At 69.5% G+C, this 17,142-nt stretch carries 15 protein-coding genes; 9 read left to right on the top strand and 6 right to left on the bottom strand.

Annotated features, from left to right (window positions below; genetic code table 11):
- The first annotated feature begins 24 nt into the window (after window positions 1-24).
- The gene (gene queF / locus UC35_RS03600; RefSeq protein ID WP_061496265.1) at window positions 25-870 is read left to right on the top strand and encodes an NADPH-dependent 7-cyano-7-deazaguanine reductase QueF; all 846 of its coding nucleotides are present in this window, start codon (window positions 25-27) and stop codon (window positions 868-870) included.
- 15 nt (window positions 871-885) lie between these two features.
- Here the strand turns inward: queF and UC35_RS03595 are convergent, their stop codons facing one another.
- The 3 genes from UC35_RS03595 to UC35_RS03585 all read right to left on the bottom strand — a co-directional run bounded on the left by UC35_RS03595 (window position 886) and on the right by UC35_RS03585 (window position 3,414).
- Complete coding sequence (locus UC35_RS03595; RefSeq protein WP_061496263.1) at window positions 886-1,713, bottom strand: enoyl-CoA hydratase-related protein; 828 nt, start codon at window positions 1,711-1,713, stop codon at window positions 886-888.
- Between the two features lie 101 nt (window positions 1,714-1,814).
- Entirely contained in the window at window positions 1,815-2,084 is a 270-nt protein-coding gene (locus tag UC35_RS03590; protein ID WP_061496260.1) for a hypothetical protein, read from the bottom strand.
- A 127-nt stretch (window positions 2,085-2,211) separates the two neighbouring features.
- Window positions 2,212-3,414, bottom strand: coding sequence for a Y-family DNA polymerase (locus tag UC35_RS03585; protein ID WP_061496258.1), 1,203 nt, complete (start codon window positions 3,412-3,414; stop codon window positions 2,212-2,214).
- Between the two features lie 133 nt (window positions 3,415-3,547).
- Here UC35_RS03585 and UC35_RS03580 point away from each other — a divergent pair, with 133 nt between their 5' ends.
- Window positions 3,548-4,444, top strand: a complete 897-nt coding sequence (locus UC35_RS03580) for a c-type cytochrome (protein WP_061496256.1) — start codon at window positions 3,548-3,550, stop codon at window positions 4,442-4,444.
- Between the two features lie 3 nt (window positions 4,445-4,447).
- Here the strand turns inward: UC35_RS03580 and UC35_RS03575 are convergent, their stop codons facing one another.
- Window positions 4,448-5,596 (bottom strand): alpha-hydroxy acid oxidase, encoded by a 1,149-nt coding sequence (locus UC35_RS03575; RefSeq protein ID WP_061496253.1) that lies wholly within the window; start codon window positions 5,594-5,596, stop codon window positions 4,448-4,450.
- Between the two features lie 112 nt (window positions 5,597-5,708).
- A complete protein-coding gene (gene argH, locus UC35_RS03570; protein WP_061496251.1) occupies window positions 5,709-7,100 on the bottom strand; it encodes an argininosuccinate lyase in 1,392 nt (463 codons plus the stop codon).
- Between the two features lie 85 nt (window positions 7,101-7,185).
- Here argH and UC35_RS03565 point away from each other — a divergent pair, with 85 nt between their 5' ends.
- Genes UC35_RS03565 through UC35_RS03555 form a run of 3 tightly spaced genes read left to right on the top strand, consistent with a single transcriptional unit; the run spans window position 7,186 to window position 10,178 of the window.
- Entirely contained in the window at window positions 7,186-8,226 is a 1,041-nt protein-coding gene (locus tag UC35_RS03565; RefSeq protein ID WP_061496249.1) for a sensor histidine kinase, read from the top strand.
- A gap of 10 nt (window positions 8,227-8,236) precedes the next feature.
- Window positions 8,237-8,968 carry a LytR/AlgR family response regulator transcription factor gene (locus tag UC35_RS03560; protein ID WP_173861246.1) on the top strand — a complete coding sequence of 244 codons (732 nt, stop codon included), beginning with the start codon at window positions 8,237-8,239 and terminating at the stop codon, window positions 8,966-8,968.
- 10 nt (window positions 8,969-8,978) lie between these two features.
- Window positions 8,979-10,178: an AI-2E family transporter gene (locus tag UC35_RS03555; protein ID WP_082792605.1), complete on the top strand. Its 1,200-nt coding sequence runs from the start codon at window positions 8,979-8,981 to the stop codon at window positions 10,176-10,178.
- Between the two features lie 7 nt (window positions 10,179-10,185).
- Here the strand turns inward: UC35_RS03555 and ppc are convergent, their stop codons facing one another.
- Window positions 10,186-13,005, bottom strand: coding sequence for a phosphoenolpyruvate carboxylase (gene ppc, locus UC35_RS03550; RefSeq protein WP_061496247.1), 2,820 nt, complete (start codon window positions 13,003-13,005; stop codon window positions 10,186-10,188).
- 36 nt (window positions 13,006-13,041) lie between these two features.
- Between ppc and hemC the strand changes: the two genes are divergently transcribed.
- Genes hemC through UC35_RS03530 form a run of 4 tightly spaced genes read left to right on the top strand, consistent with a single transcriptional unit; the run spans window position 13,042 to window position 17,117 of the window.
- Entirely contained in the window at window positions 13,042-13,989 is a 948-nt protein-coding gene (hemC, locus tag UC35_RS03545; protein WP_061496245.1) for a hydroxymethylbilane synthase, read from the top strand.
- A gap of 18 nt (window positions 13,990-14,007) precedes the next feature.
- Entirely contained in the window at window positions 14,008-14,775 is a 768-nt protein-coding gene (locus tag UC35_RS03540) for a uroporphyrinogen-III synthase (protein WP_061496243.1), read from the top strand.
- Entirely contained in the window at window positions 14,772-15,857 is a 1,086-nt protein-coding gene (locus tag UC35_RS03535) for a uroporphyrinogen-III C-methyltransferase (protein ID WP_082792603.1), read from the top strand. Before UC35_RS03540 ends, UC35_RS03535 begins: the two co-directional genes overlap by 4 nt.
- 6 nt (window positions 15,858-15,863) lie before the next feature.
- Window positions 15,864-17,117, top strand: coding sequence for a heme biosynthesis HemY N-terminal domain-containing protein (locus UC35_RS03530; RefSeq protein ID WP_061496241.1), 1,254 nt, complete (start codon window positions 15,864-15,866; stop codon window positions 17,115-17,117).
- Window positions 17,118-17,142 lie beyond the last annotated feature (25 nt).

The raw sequence follows: 17,142 nt of genomic DNA, 5'->3' as shown, positions 1-17,142 counted from the left end.
CACTGGCGGTCGGGGAGGGCACCCATGACAACGCCTGAACAATCCCAGCTTGGCAAGCCTTCGGCCTACGCCGACAGCTACGACCCCGCGCTGCTGTTCCCGATCTCGCGCGAGCCCAAGCGCCTGGAGCTTGGCCTGCGGCAGCCGCTGCCGTTTTCCGGCGCGGACCTGTGGACCGCGTTCGAGCTGTCCTGGCTCACACCGCGCGGCAAGCCGCACGTGGCGATCGCCCACCTCACGGTGCCCTGCGAGACGCCCAACATCGTCGAGAGCAAGTCCTTCAAGCTCTACCTCAACAGTTTCAGCAACACGTCCTTCGGGTCGGCCGATGAAGTGCGCGAGCGCATCCGCGCCGACGTGAGCGAAGCAGTCTGGCGCGGCGCGCCCACGCGGGCCACGGTCGGCGTGCGCCTGCTCGGCCCGGAGCAGTTCGACGCCGAGCCGATCCACGAACTCGATGGCCTGTGCCTGGACCGGCTGGACATCGAATGCAGCCAGTACACGCCGGCGCCGGAGCTGCTGACCGCGGCATTCGACGAGCAGCCGGTGGACGAGGTGCTGACCAGCAACCTTCTCAAGAGCAATTGCCTGGTAACCGGCCAGCCGGACTGGGGCAGCGTGCAGATCCGCTACTGCGGGCCGCAGATCGACCAGGGCGGCCTGCTGCGCTACCTGGTGAGCTTTCGCAACCACAACGAATTTCACGAGCAATGCGTGGAGCGCATCTTCGTGGACCTGTGGAAGCGTTGCCAGCCGGCCAAGCTGGCGGTATACGCGCGCTACACGCGCCGCGGCGGCCTGGACATCAATCCCTTCCGCAGCAGCCACCCGATGGCCGCGCCGCGCAACGTTCGCACTGCCCGCCAGTAGCCAGCCGCCGAACGGTCAGTCGCCGAAGGACTTCAGCGGCGCCAGCGGGGCGAACTCGCCCGCGCGTTTTTGCTTCATCGCGGCGATCGCTTCGCGCACATGGGCGTTGCTCCAGATCGCGCCCTGCACCCAACCCATCTGCTTGAGGGCGTCGTCGACCGAATGGTCGCGTGCGTAGTGGATCACCTGCTTGGTGCCCCAGATGGCGACCGGCGGCTTGCTCGCGATCTCGGCCGCGCACTGCAGGGCCGCCGCCAGCATCGCATCCTGGCTGTCGAACAGCTCGTTCACCAGCCCGCAGGCCAGCGCCTTCTGCGCGGGCAGCCGCCGTCCGGTGTAGGCGAGCTCCTTGGCCAGTCCCAGCGGGATCAGCTTGGGCAGGCGCTGCAAGGTGCCCACGTCGGCCACCATGCCGATGTTGATCTCCTGCACGCAGAAGAAGGCGTCGGCCGTGGCGTAGCGGATGCAGCAGGCGGTGACCATGTCCACCGCGCCGCCGATGCATCCGCCGTGGATTGCCGCGATCACCGGGATGCGAAGCGACTCCAGTTTGGTGAACGTGGACTGCAGGTCGCCCAGCAGGTCGAACACCGCCGCCCGGCCTTCGGGCGAGCTGTCATCCAGCGAAATCGCGCCGCCGAAGGTCTCCAGCGCCATGCCGGCCGAAAAATGCCTGCCGGTCGAGGAGATGACCAGCGCCCGCGCGCTGCCCTCGCGATGCAGGCTGGTGAGGACTTCGTCCAGTTCGCGCCAGAACGCCGGGTTCATGGTGTTCATCGCCTCCGGGCGGTTGAGCACCAGATGGGCGACATGGTCGCGGACCGTCAGCGCGAAGCAATCCATGGCAATCCTTTCTTGCGGTGATCCACGAATGTAGCGCCCGCCCCCTTCAGGGCGTGGCAAAGGCGGGACAGGCGAGCGTCTTATCGAGCGACTCGAGCGGCTTATCGCGCAGCGGCCGACAGCCAGTCACAGCGCAGCTTGTGCTCGCGGTGCGCGCGCAGCCGCCAGCCGACGTACAGGCCTGGCGCGGCCATGCCCAGCACGCACAAGGGGAAGCCCCACCAGTAGTCGAAGACGTATGAAGGCAGCAAGCCGACCCAGCCCGTGACCCACACCGTGAGCATCGCATCCCAGGCGTGGTACTCGATCGGATGGTCGTGACGGTGCGCCACATGCCACTTCTTGATTCGTTGCAACTCGTCCAGCGTCATGGCAACCTCACTGGCGGGGTGGTTCTGTAAGTTCCGCGTCAGGTTCAATGTAAGTTCCGCGTCAGCTTTCGTCAACTGGCGCATCGGGACTGCCGCTGCCGTGGTTGAGCTGGGCGCTGCTGCTGCGCTAGAACAGGTCGAGGGTGCGCTCGCCTGGCGCCGGTTCGGCCACTCGATGCGCGGACGCCGATTCGCCACCGCCTGTCGCTGCCTGCGCCGTCTCCGCCTTCGCCAGCTTGCCGACGCGAACACCGAGCAGGCGCAGCCGCCGCGACAGGTCGACGCGCTTGAGGCATTGGCCGGCGATCCGGCGGATCATGGCCGGATCACTGGTGAAGTCCGGAATGGTGTGATCGCGCGTGGCGGTGCGGAAATCCTCGAAGCGCAGCTTGATGCCGATGGTCTTGCCGACATAGCCCTTGCGCCGCAGGTCGCCCGCCACCTGCTCGCACAGGTGGGTGAAGATGGCACCCAGTTCGGCCCTGTCGCGCACCGCGTGCAGGTCGCGCTCGAAGGTCGTCTCCCGGCTCATGGAGACTGGTTCGCTGTAGGTCACCACCGGCCGTTCGTCGCGCCCCCAGGCCGCATCGTGCATCCAGCCGCCGTAGGCCTGGCCGAAGTTGTCGATCAGCCAGCCGCGCTCCTGCGCGGCAATGTCGCCGATCGCGTGCAGGTGCAGTTTCGCCAGCTTGGCTTCGGCCTTGGGACCGATGCCATTGATCTTGCGCACGGGCAGCGGCCAGATCCTGGCCTGCACGTCCTCCGGGTACACCACGGAGATGCCATTGGGCTTGTCGAACTCGCTGGCCATCTTGGCAATCAGCTTGTTGGGCGCCACGCCGATGGAGCAGGTGAGGCCGGTGCGCTCGAAGATCGCCTGCTGGATGCGGCGCGCCAGTACGCGGCCGCCTTCGAGCTGGCCCGAGGGCACCTCGGTGAAGTCGACATAGACCTCGTCGATGCCGCGGTCCTCGATCACCGGGGCGATCTCCGCGATCGTCCCCTTGAACAGGCGCGAGAAGCGGCGCACCTCCTCGAAGTCCACCGGCAGCACGATCGCCTGCGGGCACAGGCGAGCGGCCTTCATCATCCCCATGGCCGAGCCCACGCCGAACTGCCGCGCGGGATAGGTGGCCGTGGTGATGACGCCGCGGCCGACATAGTCCTTCAGGACCGGGAAAGCGTCCGGCGGGATCTCCGACAGCGGCAGGCCAGTGAAGCGCTCGCGCAGCAGTTCGTCGGCGCGCCGGCGGCCGCCCCCGATGACCACCGGCAGGCCCTTGAGCTGGGGAAACCGAAGCAGTTCCACGGACGCGAAGAAGGCATCCATGTCCAGATGGGCGATACGGCGAATCGCGGTCACGCCGCCATTTTCCGTGCTCTGGCCGGCGCTGGCCGGGGGCGTCTTCGCGTTTTGCTGAACTTCGGCCAGAATGCCTCACGCAAAAACCGGAGGGACAAGCATGAAGCGCTGGTTGAAGTGGGTCTTGGGAGTGATCGCCGCCGTCCTGGTCGTGGCCCTGGCGGCGGGTTTCGTGGGCTGGCAGATGGCCGCGAGCAAGATGGCGCGGCGCGTGGAGGTCCAGCCGCGCCCCGTCGCCTTTGTGAGCGACGCGCAATCGCTGGAACGCGGCAGGTACCTGTTCGAGTCGCGCGGCTGCGTGGATTGCCACGGCGCCAACGGTGGCGGGCGCATGTTCGTGAATGACAGCAATGGCTTGAAGATCGCCGGCCCCAACATCACACCGGGCGGTGTGACTGCCGGCTACAAGCCCGAAGACTGGGAGCGCTCGATCCGGCACGGTGTCGACCCGAAGGGGCGTCCGCTGATGGTGATGCCCGCCGAGGACTACAACCGGTTCACAGATGCCGACCTGGCCGCGCTGGTGGCGCATGTGCGCTCGCTGCCGCCGCAGAGCGGCGGCGCCGCCATCGTCGAGTTCCCGCCGCCGGTGCGCATCCTCTACGGCTTTGGCGCCATCCACGATGCCGCCTCCAAGATCGACCACACGCTGGCGCCGGCGCAGCCGGTGCCGGCCGGCGTGACCGCGCAGCACGGCGCCTACGTGGCCAACATGTGCATCGGCTGCCACGGGGACGGGCTGTCAGGCGGCCGGATCCCGGGCGGGCCGCCCGACTGGCCGCCGGCCGCCAACATCACGCCGGGCGAGGGCAGCGCGATGACGCGTTACCCGGAAGCGGCGGCGTTCACGGCCATGCTGCGTTCCGGCAAGCGGCCCGACGGCACCGCGATCAAGGTCATGCCCTTCGAGTCGCTGGCCAAGCTGAGCGACCTGGACGCCCAGGCGCTGCACGCCTACCTCAAGACGGTGCCGGCGCGCCCGGCAGGCGGCCGCTAGGCATCAGTGCCGGCCGGGCAGGAGGATGCTCCTGTCCACCGTGTTGATGTCGGTGCGGCCGCAAAAGGCCATGGACAGGTCCAGTTCGCGCTGAATGATGCGCAGCGCCGCCTCCACGCCCTGCTGGCCCATGGCGCCCAGGCCATACAGCATGGCGCGGCCGATGTAGGTGCCCTTGGCGCCCAGCGCCACGGCCTTGAGCACGTGCTGGCCGGAGCGTATGCCGCCGTCCATGTGAACTTCGATCCGGTTGCCCACGGCGTCCACGATCTCCGGCAGCGCCGAGATCGAGGAGGGCGCGCCGTCCAGCTGGCGGCCGCCGTGGTTGGAGACGATGATCGCATCGGCGCCGGTGGACACCGCGATCTGCGCGTCCTCGACGTCCTGGATGCCTTTCAGGATCAACTTGCCGCCCCAGCGCTTCTTGACCCACTCGACGTCGTTCCACGACAGCGCCGGGTCGAACTGCTTGTTCGTCCATTCGGACAGCGAGCCCATGTCCTCGACCCCGCGCACGTGACCGACGATGTTGCCGAACTGGCGCCGCTTGGTCCCCAGCATGCCCAGGCACCAGCGCGGCTTGGTCATCAGGTTCATCAAGTTGGCCAGCGTCGGCTTGGGCGGCGCCGACAGGCCGTTTTTCAGGTCCTTGTGGCGCTGGCCCAGCACCTGCAGGTCCAGCGTCAGCACCAGCGCCGAGCACTTGGCCGCCTTGGCGCGGTCGATCAGCCGCTCGATGAACTCGCGGTCGCGCATCACATAGAGCTGGAACCAGAAGGGGTGGCCGCCGGTGGCTTCGGCGATGTCCTCGATCGAGCAGATGCTCATGGTCGACAGCGTGAACGGGACGCCGAAATCCTTGGCCGCCCGCGCCGCCAGGATCTCGCCGTCGGCATGCTGCATGCCGGTCAGGCCCGTGGGCGCGATGGCCACCGGCATGGCCACATCCTGCCCGATCATGCGGGTGCGGGTGCTGCGGTTTTCCAGGTTCACCGCCACCCGCTGGCGAAACAGGATGCGCTCGAAATCCGCCTCGTTGGCCCGGTAGGTGCTTTCGGTCCACGAGCCGGTGTCGGCGTAGTCGTAGAACATCCGGGGCACGCGCCTCTTGGCGAGCACGCGCAGGTCTTCGATGTTGGTGATCACGGGCAAGCTCGTCTCCTGACTCTTCTGGATGCCCGAATGCTAGCCGCTGGCGCGGCCGTTGGTCTTGAGCAAATTTGACGGCCGTCGGAAATCTGCTCAAAACCGGCGCCGAAGCGCCTCAGCCCAGGCGCGTGCGATGCCGGGCGATCTGCGCCCGCACCTGCGCCGGCGCCGTGCCGCCCAGCGTGTTGCGGGCATTGAGCGAGCCACGCAGCGACAGCACGTCGTAGACGTCCTTTTCGATCACCGGGCTGAACTGCTGCAGCACCGACAGCGGCAGCTCGGACAGGTCCACGTTGTGCGACACGGCCGCCTTCACCGCGTGCGCGACGATCTCGTGCGCGTCGCGGAAGGGCAGGCCCTTCTTCACCAGGTAGTCGGCCAGGTCGGTCGCGGTGGCGTAGCCCTTGAGCGCGGCCTGTTCCATGGCCTCGCGCCGCACCGTGATGCCGCCCACCATCTCGGCGAAGATGCGCAGCGTGTCCTTGAGCGTGTCCACCGTGTCGAACAGGGGCTCCTTGTCCTCCTGGTTGTCCTTGTTGTAGGCCAGCGGCTGGCCCTTCATCAGCGTCAGCAGCCCCATCAGGTGCCCGACCACGCGCCCGGTCTTGCCGCGCGCCAGTTCCGGCACGTCCGGATTCTTCTTCTGCGGCATGATCGACGAGCCCGTGGTGAAGCGGTCGGCGATCTGGATGAAGCTGAAATTCTGGCTCATCCACAGCACCAGTTCTTCCGACAGCCGGCTGACATGGACCATGGCCAGCGAGGCGGCGGCGGTGAATTCGATGGCGAAGTCACGGTCGCTCACCGCGTCCAGCGAGTTCTGGCAGACGCCGTCCATGCCCAGGCTGCGCGCCACCATCTCGCGGTCCAGCGGGTAGCTGGTGCCGGCCAGGGCGGCGGCGCCCAAGGGCAGTTGGTTCACGCGCCGGCGCACGTCGGCCATGCGTTCGGCGTCGCGGCTGAACATCTCGACGTAGGCGAGCATGTGGTGGCCGAAACTGACCGGCTGGGCCACCTGCAGGTGGGTGAAGCCGGGCATCACGGTGTCGATATTCGCCTCGGCCAGCGCCAGCAGCGCCTTCTGCAGTTCCACGTACAGCAGGCCGATCGCATCGATCTCCGCGCGCAGCCACAGGCGGATGTCGGTGGCGACCTGGTCGTTGCGGCTGCGGCCGGTGTGCAGGCGCTTGCCGGCGTCGCCCACCAGCTGGGTCAGGCGGGCCTCGATGTTCAGGTGCACGTCTTCCAGTTCCAGCTTCCATTGGAAGGCGCCGGACTCGATTTCCTGGGCGACCTGCGCCATGCCCTTTTCGATGGCCGCCAGGTCGGCGGCCGAAATGATGCCCTTGGCGGCCAGCATGCGGGCGTGCGCCAGCGAGCCGTCGATGTCGGCGCGCCACATGCGGCGGTCGAAATTAACGCTGGCCGTGTAGCGCTGCACCAGCTCGCTCACGGGCTCGGAAAACAGGGCGGACCAGCCCTCAGACTTTTTATCGAGTTGGCTCATAGGCGTGGCATGGGGCGCGCGGATGGTTGGCCCCTGGAGTCGGGTCGGGCAAGATCACCAATAATCGGCGCAAAACCGCTTCTCGATGAACGATTCGCAAATTTTATCGACCTTCCCCACCCCTGCCGCCGCGGCCGGGCCGGCGCGCCGTCCGCTGGTCTACGACGCCTGCCAGGTCGGGGTGGTGCTGCGCGCCGTGCTGTTCGTCGAGACGGTGATGGCGGTGGGCGCCCTGTTCAGCGCGGGCAGCGTGGCCGACTGGCTGCTGCAGACGGCGGTGCTCAGCGGCGCGGCCTTGCCGGCCACGCTGGCCTGGCTGGTGGTGAGCTGCGGCCTCAAGAGCGTGCTGGCGCGCCTGCCGGCCGCCGGCCAGCAGGCTTTCGGCGTGCTGCTCGGCGCCCTGGCCGGACTGTACGGATGCGCTGTCCTGAGCATGTACGGTTTCATCGTCCGCGCGCCCTGGGTGGCCTCGGCCGCCGCCGGGGCGCTGCTGGCCGCGGCCCTGGTGGCGGCCCTGGTGCTGCGCGCCAAGGGCCGCATGCCGGCCGATGCGCAAGCCCGGTTGTCGGAACTGCAGGCGCGCATCCGGCCGCATTTCCTGTTCAACACCCTCAACAGCGCGATCGCGCTGGTGCGCGAGGACCCGGCCCGCGCGGAAGCGATCCTCGAGGACCTGAGCGACCTGTTCCGGCATGCCCTGGCGGCGCCGGGCGAATCCGTGACGCTGGGCGAGGAAGTGACGCTGGCCCGGCGCTACCTCGACATCGAGCAGGTGCGCTTCGGCGAGCGGCTGGAGGTGGCGTGGTCGCTCGATCCGGCCGCCGACGGCGCGCGGGTGCCGCCCCTGATGCTGCAGCCGCTGGTGGAAAACGCCGTCAAGCACGGGGTCGAGCCTAGCGGCGCGGGAGCGCAGGTGAGGATCAAGACGCAGCGCCGCAGCGGCAGCGTGGTGATCAAGGTGACGAACACGGTGCCCGCCGGACAGGGCGAGCGCGGCCTGGGCGTGGCACAGGACAACGTGCGCGAGCGGCTGCGGCTGCTGCACGACGTGGAGGGCCAGTTCCAGGCGGTCCTGAAGGACGGGGTCTACCAAGTGCGCGTCGAGGTGCCGGTGGAGCCGGCATGAGTCTGCAACCATGAGCCTGCAACTGCTGCTGGTGGATGACGAAGCGCTCGCGCGCTCGCGGCTGCGCACGCTGGTGGCCGAGTGCGCGCCGGTGGCGGTGGTGGCCGGCGAGGCCGCCAATGCCGTGCAGGCGATGGAGCAGCTGGCCCACAAGGAATTCGACGCCGTGCTGCTGGACGTGCGCATGCCCGGCACCGACGGCCTGTCGCTGGCCGGCGCCTTGCGCGCTTCGCGCCGGCGGCCCGCCATCGTGTTCGTGACGGCGCACGCCGAACATGCGGTGGCGGCATTTGAGCTGGAGGCCGTCGACTACCTGACCAAGCCGGTGCGGCTCGAGCGCCTGCGCGCCGCCCTCGAGAAGGTGGAACGCCATGCGCGCATGCCCGTTGCGGTCGAGGACGCCGAAACGGTGTTGCTCATCCAGGATCGCGGCCGCACCGAGCGCGTCCCCATGGCCGAGGTGCTGTACCTCAAGGCCGAGCTCAAATACATCACTGTGCGCACTTCAGCCAGAAGCTATATCCTCGATGCGTCGCTCAGCGAGCTCGAGGAACGCCACCAGGCGCACTTCCTGCGCGTGCACCGGAACGCGCTGGTGGCCCGGCGAGCCCTGCGCGCGCTGGAGAAGCACGACGACCCGGAAGAAGGCGAAGGCTGGGCAGTGCGCTTGAACGGCATCGACGAACTGGTCGCGGTTTCGCGGCGGCAGTTGAGCGCGGTGCGGGAGGCGCTTGCCGGCTGAGGGCAGGCGCATGCACAAAGCAGACCCGGAAATCGAGAAGGTGGCTCGCGAGCCCGGCGCGCCGCCGCTCGTCGCGCCGGGGCCCGCCGACTCCGACGATGCGTCGAACGCCTTGCTGCAGGTGCCGGTGCAGGTGCGCAGCGCCACGCTGATCGTCCTGGCGGTCCTGCTCGTGGCGGCAACGCTGAAATGGGCCAGTGCCTTCTTCATCCCGCTGATGCTGGGATTGCTCCTGAGCTACGCGCTGTCGCCCATCGTCGATGCGCTGCAGCGCCTGCGCGTCCCGCGCGCGCTCAGCGCCGGGGTGCTGATCCTGGGCCTGCTGGCCGGCGCGGGCGCGTCCATCTATTCCTTTGCCGACGACGCGAACGCGTTGATCGATTCGCTGCCCGAGGCGGCAGAGCGCGTGCGCGATGCGGTCCGCAAGCGCACGGCAAACGGCGCGCCACTGGACACCGTGCAGAAGGCGGCCCAGCGGCTCGAGCAGGCGGCGGCCGCGGCCGGTCCCGGGGCGCCGCCCCCGCCCCGGGGCGTGCAGCGGGTGGTGATCGAGAAGCCGCACTTCGACCTGCGCGAGCATCTTTGGAGCGGCACCCTGGGGCTGGCCAGCCTGATCGGGCAGACCCTGGTGGTGATCTTCCTGACTTTTTTTCTGCTGCTGTCAGGCGACACCTTCCGGCGCAAGCTGGTGAAGATCGCGGGACCGGAACTGTCCACCAAGAAGATCACGGTGCAGGCGCTCGACGAGATCACGGGGCAGATCCAGCGCTACCTGCTGGTGCAGGTGGCTACCAGCATCCTGGTGGGCGTGGCGACCGGCCTGTCGTTCTGGGCGCTCGGCCTCAAGCATGCCGGCGTCTGGGGCCTGGGCGCGGGCCTCTTGAATCTGATCCCCTACATCGGCTCGGCAGTGATCACCGGTGCCGCGGCGCTGGTGGCTTTCCTGCAATTCGGCGAGTTCGACATGGCGTTCTACGTTGCGGCGGCTTCGCTCGCCATCCACATCGTCGTCGGCAACCTGCTGGTGCCCTGGCTCACCGGCCGCGCCAGCCGCATGAATCCGGTCGCCGTCTTCATCGGCGTGCTGGCCTGGGGCTGGCTGTGGGGCGTTTGGGGCCTGCTGCTGGGCATTCCCATCCTGATGGTGGTCAAGGCCGTCTGCGACCGCGTCGACCAGCTCAAGCCGGTGGGCGAACTGCTGGGGGACTAGGGGGTTCTCAGCCGGTATTGCGCAAGGCGGCGGCGATGCCGTTGATCGACAGGTGGATGCCGCGCCGGGCGCGCTCGTCGAGCTTGCCTTCGCGGTGACGGCGCACCAGTTCGACCTGCAGGTGGTGCAGCGGGTCGATGTAGGGAAAGCGGTGCCGGATCGAGCGCTGCAGCGACGGGTTGGAGGCGAGCCGCTGGCGCTCGCCGGTGATCTGCTGCAAGGCGTCGACGGTCAGGTGCCACTCGGCTTCGATCAGCGCGAACACGCGCTTGCGCAGGCGCGCGTCGCCGACCAGCTCGGCATAGCGCGAGGCCAGGGCCAGGTCGCTCTTGGCCAGCACCATGTCCACGTTCGACAGCAGCGCGCGGAAGAACGGCCACTGCTTGTACATCTTCTGCAGCAGCGCCAGGCCCTCGCGCCGCGGACGCTGCGGGTTGTCGTCGAGGAAGTCGCGCACCGCGCTGCCGAAGCCGTACCAGCCGGGCAGCGTGAGGCGGCATTGGCCCCAGCTGAAGCTCCAGGGGATGGCGCGCAGGTCCTCGATCTTCTGGGTGGCTTTGCGCGAGGCCGGGCGCGAGCCGATGTTGAGTTCGGCGATCTCGCGGATCGGCGTCGAGTCGAAGAAGTACTCGGTGAAGCCGGGGGTGTCGTACACCAGCGTGCGGTAGGCCTGCATGCTGATGGCCGACAGGGATTCGGCGGCGGCCAGGAACTCCTTGGGCGCCGTCTTGGTCGGCTGCAGCAGCGTGGCTTCCAGCGTCGCCGCCACCAGGGTCTCGAGGTTGCGCCGGCCGATCTCGGGGTTGGCGTACTTGGAGCCGATCACCTCGCCCTGCTCGGTCAGGCGGATCTGGCCGCGCACGGTGCCGGGGGGCTGCGCCAGGATGGCCTGGTAGCTCGGCCCGCCGCCGCGGCCCACGGTGCCGCCGCGGCCGTGGAACATGCGCAGCCGGATGTTCAGCGCGCCGGCCATCTGGTCGAACAGTTCCACCAGCGCGATCTCGGCGCGGTAGAGCTCCCAGTTGCTGGTGAAGATGCCGCCGTCCTTGTTGCTGTCGCTGTAGCCGAGCATGATGTCCTGCTCGCTGCCGGAGCGCTGCACCAGCCGGGCGATGCCGGGCGTTCCGTAGAACTCGCGCATGATGGGCGCGGCGTGGCGCAGGTCCTCGATGGTCTCGAACAGCGGCACCACGATCAGGTCGGCGCTCGCCTTCTCGTCGAGCGTGCCGTGCAGCAGGCCGACTTCCTTTTGCAGCAGCAGCACCTCCAGCAGGTCGCTCACGCTTTCGGTGTGGCTGATGATGTAGTGGCGGATCGCCTGCGCGCCGAAACGCTCCCGCATGCGGCGGGCGGTCTCGAACACGGCCAGCTCGCGCCGCGCGAGTTCGCTGTAGCTGGCGCCCAGCACCCGCAAGGGCCGGGCGTCGGACAGCAGCCGCACCAGCAGGGCGCGGCGCGCCGATTCCTGCAGCCGCGCGTAGTGCGGTTCGATGCGCGCCACCGCAAGCAGTTCGGCGATCACCGCCTCGTGCTGGTCGGAGCTCTGGCGCAGGTCCACGGTGGCGAGGTGGAAGCCGAACACCTCGACCGCCCGGATCAGCGGATGCAGGCGCTGCTGCACCAGCGGCTGGCCGTGGTGCGCCAGCAGCGAGGCTTCGATGGTGCGCAGGTCCACCAGGAAGTCTTCCGCCTGCAGGTACGGGTTCTGGGGCGGCACCGCGTGGCGCGCCGCCTCGCCGCCGGTCAGTTCCCTGAGGCTGGCGGCCAGCCGCGAATACATGCCGGTGAGCGCCCGCCGGTAAGGCTCGTCGAGCCGGTGCTCGGTGACGTCGGGCGAGCTGTCCGCGAGCGCGCGCATCCCGGGCGTCACGTCCACCAGCAAGGCGGACTGCGACAACTCGCCGCCCAGGTAGTGCACCTCGGTCAGGTAGTGGCGCAGCGCCACTTCCGATTGCCGGCGCAGCGCGTACTCCAGCGTCTCGGCCGTCACGTTCGGGTTGCCGTCGCGGTCGCCGCCGATCCATTGCCCCATGCGCAGGAAGCTGGCGACCGGCTGCTGGCCGAGCTCGCGCTCCAGCTCGGCGTAGAGCTTGGGAATCTCGCGCAGGAAGGTCGCCTCGTAGTAGGACAGGGCGTTCTCGATCTCATCGGCGACGGTGAGGCCGGTGAAGCGCAGCAGGCGCGTCTGCCACAGCTGCAGGACGCGGGCGCGGATCTGCGCCTCGTTGGCGGCCAGCTCGCGCGGGGCCAGCGCGTCCTTGGGCAGGGCGCTCGCCTTGATTTCGTCACGCGCCGTGAGCAGGGTGGCGATCACGCGCTCGGCGTCCAGGATGCTCTTGCGCTGGACCTCGGTCGGGTGCGCCGTCAGCACGGGCGAGACATAGCTTTGCGCCAGCGTCTGCGACACGGTGCGCGGCGCGATGCCGGCCCAGCGCAGGCGGGCCAGCGCGACCTCGATGCTGCCTTCCTGCGTGTCGCCGGCGCGCTCATGGATGATGCGGCGGCGGATGTGGTGCCGGTCCTCCGCCAGGTTGGCCAGATGGCTGAAGTAGGTGAAGGCGCGGATCACGCTCACGGTCTGCTCGGTGGTGAGCGACTTGAGCAGGGCCTTGAGGGCGCGGTCGGCGTCGTGGTCGGCGTCGCGCCGGAACGCCACCGAGAGCTTGCGCACGCGCTCGACCAGGTCGAAGGCGTCGACGCCCTCCTGCTCGCGGATCACGTCGCCCAGGATGCGGCCCAGCAGCCGGATATCCTCCACCAGCGGGCGTTCGTTGTCGCGCGCGCGTCGCGACGGGGAAGGGCTGGCTTCAGGGGCGGAGGTCGGCATGGCTGGCTGTGTGTGCTTAGTTTTTCAGCAGCGCGCATGCTAGCATCCGCGGCAGTAGAAGCATTGCAGGTGACGATCTTGGGCCAGCTAGTGATTGCCACGCGGGAGAGCCGGCTCGCCCTGTGGCAGGCAGAACATGTGAAGGCGCTGCTGGAGCAGCGCGGGCATCCGGTGTCGCTGCTGGGCATGACCACGCGGGGCGACCAGATCCTCGACCGCTCGCTCAGCAAGGTCGGCGGCAAGGGCCTGTTCGTCAAGGAACTGGAAGTCGCGCTGGAAGAGGGGCGCGCCCACATTGCCGTCCATTCGCTCAAGGACGTGCCGATGGAACTGCCGGCCGGCTTCATGCTGGCCTGCGTGATGGAGCGCGAGGATCCGCGCGACGCCTTCGTCTCGAACCGGTACGCCACGCTCGACGAACTGCCGCAGGGCGCGGTGGTCGGCACCTCCAGCCTGCGCCGCGTGGTGCTGCTGCGCGCGCAGCGGCCCGACCTGCGGATCGAGCCGCTGCGGGGCAACCTGGACACGCGCCTGCGCAAGCTCGACGAGGGGCAGTACGACGCGATCGTGCTGGCCGCGGCCGGACTGAAGCGGCTGGGACTGGCGTCCCGCATCCGCGCCATCTTCGAGCCGGAGCAGATGCTGCCGGCCGCGGGGCAGGGCGCGCTCGGCATCGAGATCCGCAGCGATCGCGGCGACCTGGCCGAATTGCTGGAGCCGCTGTCGCACCATGCGACCACCCTGGCCGTCGCGGCCGAACGCGAGGTGAGCCGCGCCATGGGCGGCAGTTGCTCGATGCCGCTGGCCGCCCACGCGGCCTTCTCCGGCGAGTACCTGCAGCTGCGCGCCGCCTGGGGCGACCCCGAGGGTTCGGGCGCGCTGGTGCGGGCGCAGTCGGCGGCCGCCTGCGCGGACCTTGCCGCCGCGGTGCAGCTCGGCGCGGAAGTCGCGGCGCGTCTGCGCGCCGGCGGCGCGCACTCCTAGCGCGAACAGGCCCCGGCGATGCGCGTGCTCGTCACCCGGCCGCTGGCGGAAGCCGGCCCCTGGGTGCGCCAGCTGCGGGAGCGCGGCTTCGACACCCTGGCCCTGCCGCTGATCGATATCCGCTGCGTGCCCGATGCCGCACCCCTGCACGAGGCCTGGCGTGCACTCGCTTCTTTTCGGGCGGTCATGTTCGTCAGTGCAAACGCCGCGCGCGCGTTCTTCGCGCACCGGCCGGCCGATGCGACGTGGCCCGGGTCGACGCGTGCCTGGGCGCCCGGCACCGGCACGCGCCGGGCGCTGGCCGCGGAAGGGCTGCACGACGGCCAGATCGATTCACCCGCCGACGATGCGCCACGCTTCGATTCGGAAGCCTTGTGGGAACAGGTGGCGGCACAGGTGCAGCCGGCCGACCGGATCCTCATCGTGCGCGGCGGCGAGGCCGGCCAGCGCCAGGACAGTGGTCGCGACTGGCTCTCTGTCCAGCTGCGCGCCGCCGGCGCCCGGGTGCAAACCGTGATGGCCTACCTGCGCGCAGTGCCGGCGTGGACCGCGGCCGAGCGCGAACAGGCGGCAGCCGGCGCGAGCGGCGCCGTGTGGCTCTTCAGTAGCTCGCAGGCGGTCGCCAACCTGCAACTCTGCCTGCCCGGCCAGGACTGGGCCCGGGCCCGTGCGCTGGCCACGCATCCGCGCATTGCGCAGGCCGCGCGCGAAGCCGGTTTCGGTGTTGTTTGTGAATCACGGCCCGCCGTGGCCGATGTGACGGCAGCCCTAGAATCTTTCGAATGACATCGGATTCGGCAGGCCAGCCCCTCGACTCGAGCCGGGTTCCGGCCCCAGGGGAGCCGGAAAACCTCGCGAGCTCTCAGGGCGAGACCAGCGCCCCGGGCGCGGTGGTGGTGCCGCGCGCCCTGATGTACGGTTTGATCGTGGTGGCCGCGGTGTCGCTGGTGGCCAGCGGCATGCTCTGGCAAAAGCTATCGAACATCCAGGAGCAACTCGCCCGACAGAGCCAGGATGCCGGCAACAACGCCGTCGAGGCGCGCGCGGTGGCCAGGCAGGCGCAGGAGCTGGCCCGCGAAACCGCCTCGCGCCAGACCGTGCTCGACACGCGGCTGGGCGAAGTCGCGCTGCAGCGCTCGCAGGTCGAAGAGCTGATCCAGAGCATGTCCCGCTCACGCGACGAGAACATGCTGGTGGACATCGAGTCCTCGCTGCGGCTGGCGCAGCAGCAGGCGCAACTGACCGGCAGCGTGGAGCCCCTGCTCGCGGCCTTGCGCAGCGCCGACCAGCGCCTGGAGCGCGGCGGCCAGCCGCGGCTGGCGCGGGTGCGTGGAGCGATCCTGCGCGACATCGACCGGATCAAGTCGGCGGCCGTGACCGACGTCCCGGGACTGCTCGCGCGTATCGACGAAGTGGCGCGCCAGGTGGACGAATTGCCGCTGGCCAATGCCGTCGCTCCCGCGGCGCCGGAGCCGGCGCGACGGCAGGAAGCGCCATCCAGGCCTTCATGGTGGGAAGTGGTGCTGGCCGACATCGGGGAAGAGGCGCGCAAGCTGGTGCGCGTGAGCCGCATCGACCAGCCCGAGGCCGTGCTGGTGGCGCCGGACCAGGCCTTCTTCCTGCGCGAAAACCTCAAGCTCAAGCTCCTGAACGCGCGCCTGTCGCTGCTGTCGCGGCAGACCGAGGCCGCGCGGGCCGACACCGCCGCCGCCTCGGCGGCGCTGCGCAAGTACTTCGATCCGAACTCGCGCAAGACCCAGGCCGCGGCGACCCAGTTGCAGCAGGTGCAGGCGCAGCTGCGCGGACTGGAGCTGCCGCGCATCGACGAGACGCTGGCGGTGCTTGCCACCGCGGCGGCCGGGAGGTAGTCGCCGGTGCGCGCCGCTCTCTGGCTGCTGGCCCTGTTCGGGATCGCTGTCGCCATCGCGCTCTTCGCCGGCAACAACGAGGGCACCGTCACGGTGTTCTGGGCGCCCTACCGGGTGGACCTGTCGCTGAACCTGGTGCTGGTGCTGCTGTTCGCGGCCTTCGTGCTGGTGTACGGCGCGGTGCGCGCGCTCTCCGTGCTGTTCGACATGCCGAGGCAGGCGCTGCGCTGGCGCGCGCAACAGAAGGAGCGTGCCATGCATGGCGCCGTGCTCGATGCGATGTCGCACCTGCTGGCCGGCCGTTTCATCCGCGCGCGCAAGGCCGCGGAGGCCGCGCTTGGACAGGAGCATTCGCTGGCCACGGGCGGCCACGCGCCGGCGAACGGCGCGCAGTTGCGCACGCTTGCGCATCTGCTCGCGGCGGAAGGCGCGCACGCGTTGCAGGACAAGCCGGCACGCGAGGAGCACGTGAAGCTGGCGCTGGAGCAAACCTCCGCGCGCGACGCGCAGGAGACCCACGAGGGCGCGCTGCTGCGGGCGGCGCGCTGGTCGCTCGACGACCATGATCCGGACGCCGCCATGGGATGGCTGCGCCTGCTGCCGCAGGGCGCGGCGCGGCGCACGCTGGCGCTTCGCACCCGGCTGCAGGCCGCACGCCTGTCGCAGCAGACGCCCGAAGCCCTGGAAACGGCGCGCCTGCTGGCCAAGCACCGCGCGTTCTCCAGCGTCGCCGCCGACAGCATCGTGCGCGGCCTGGCGGTCGATTTGCTCAACGGCGCGCACGATGCCGTGCAATTGCAGCGCGCCTGGACTTCGCTGGAGCCGGGCGAACGCGCCATGCCTGAGCTGGCCATCCACGCGGCGCACCGGCTCACGCAGCTGGGCGGCGACGCCCAGCTCGCGCGCGACTGGCTGCTGCCCACTTGGGAGCAGCAGCACGGGCTGCCCGAAGCAAGCAAGGTCAAGCTGGTGCGCGCGCTGGAGTCGGGGCTGGACAGCATCGACGCCGGATGGTTGGCGCGCATCGAGACGGCTCAGCGCCAGGACCCGCGCGATGCCACGCTGCAATACCTGGCGGGCATGGCCTGCATGAAGCGCCAGCTCTGGGGCAAGGCGCAGCAGCTCATGGGCCAGGCCGTGGTCGGCCTGCAGGATGCCGGGCTGCACCGCGGCGCTTGGCGCGCGCTGGCCGAACTGGCCGAGCAGCGCGGCGATGCCTCAGCGGCCGCGCAAGCCTGGAAACGGGCGGCGACGCAGTAGCGCGCCGCGGCCCGGCCGGTACTTC

Origin of the sequence: Ramlibacter tataouinensis (genome assembly GCF_001580455.1) — a bacterium.
Lineage (GTDB): Bacteria > Pseudomonadota > Gammaproteobacteria > Burkholderiales > Burkholderiaceae_C > Ramlibacter > Ramlibacter tataouinensis_B.
This window is presented reverse-complemented; position numbering and strand designations above follow the sequence as displayed.

Coding starts and splice junctions, on each gene's coding strand:
- queF (WP_061496265.1), top strand. CDS start 25: ATGACAACGCCTGAACAATCCCAGCTTGGCAAGCCTTCGGCCTACGCC.
- UC35_RS03595 (WP_061496263.1), bottom strand. CDS start 1,713: ATGGATTGCTTCGCGCTGACGGTCCGCGACCATGTCGCCCATCTGGTG.
- UC35_RS03590 (WP_061496260.1), bottom strand. CDS start 2,084: ATGACGCTGGACGAGTTGCAACGAATCAAGAAGTGGCATGTGGCGCAC.
- UC35_RS03585 (WP_061496258.1), bottom strand. CDS start 3,414: ATGGATGCCTTCTTCGCGTCCGTGGAACTGCTTCGGTTTCCCCAGCTC.
- UC35_RS03580 (WP_061496256.1), top strand. CDS start 3,548: ATGAAGCGCTGGTTGAAGTGGGTCTTGGGAGTGATCGCCGCCGTCCTG.
- argH (WP_061496251.1), bottom strand. CDS start 7,100: ATGAGCCAACTCGATAAAAAGTCTGAGGGCTGGTCCGCCCTGTTTTCC.
- UC35_RS03565 (WP_061496249.1), top strand. CDS start 7,186: ATGAACGATTCGCAAATTTTATCGACCTTCCCCACCCCTGCCGCCGCG.
- UC35_RS03560 (WP_173861246.1), top strand. CDS start 8,237: ATGAGCCTGCAACTGCTGCTGGTGGATGACGAAGCGCTCGCGCGCTCG.
- UC35_RS03555 (WP_082792605.1), top strand. CDS start 8,979: ATGCACAAAGCAGACCCGGAAATCGAGAAGGTGGCTCGCGAGCCCGGC.
- ppc (WP_061496247.1), bottom strand. CDS start 13,005: ATGCCGACCTCCGCCCCTGAAGCCAGCCCTTCCCCGTCGCGACGCGCG.
- hemC (WP_061496245.1), top strand. CDS start 13,042: ATGCTAGCATCCGCGGCAGTAGAAGCATTGCAGGTGACGATCTTGGGC.
- UC35_RS03540 (WP_061496243.1), top strand. CDS start 14,008: ATGCGCGTGCTCGTCACCCGGCCGCTGGCGGAAGCCGGCCCCTGGGTG.
- UC35_RS03535 (WP_082792603.1), top strand. CDS start 14,772: ATGACATCGGATTCGGCAGGCCAGCCCCTCGACTCGAGCCGGGTTCCG.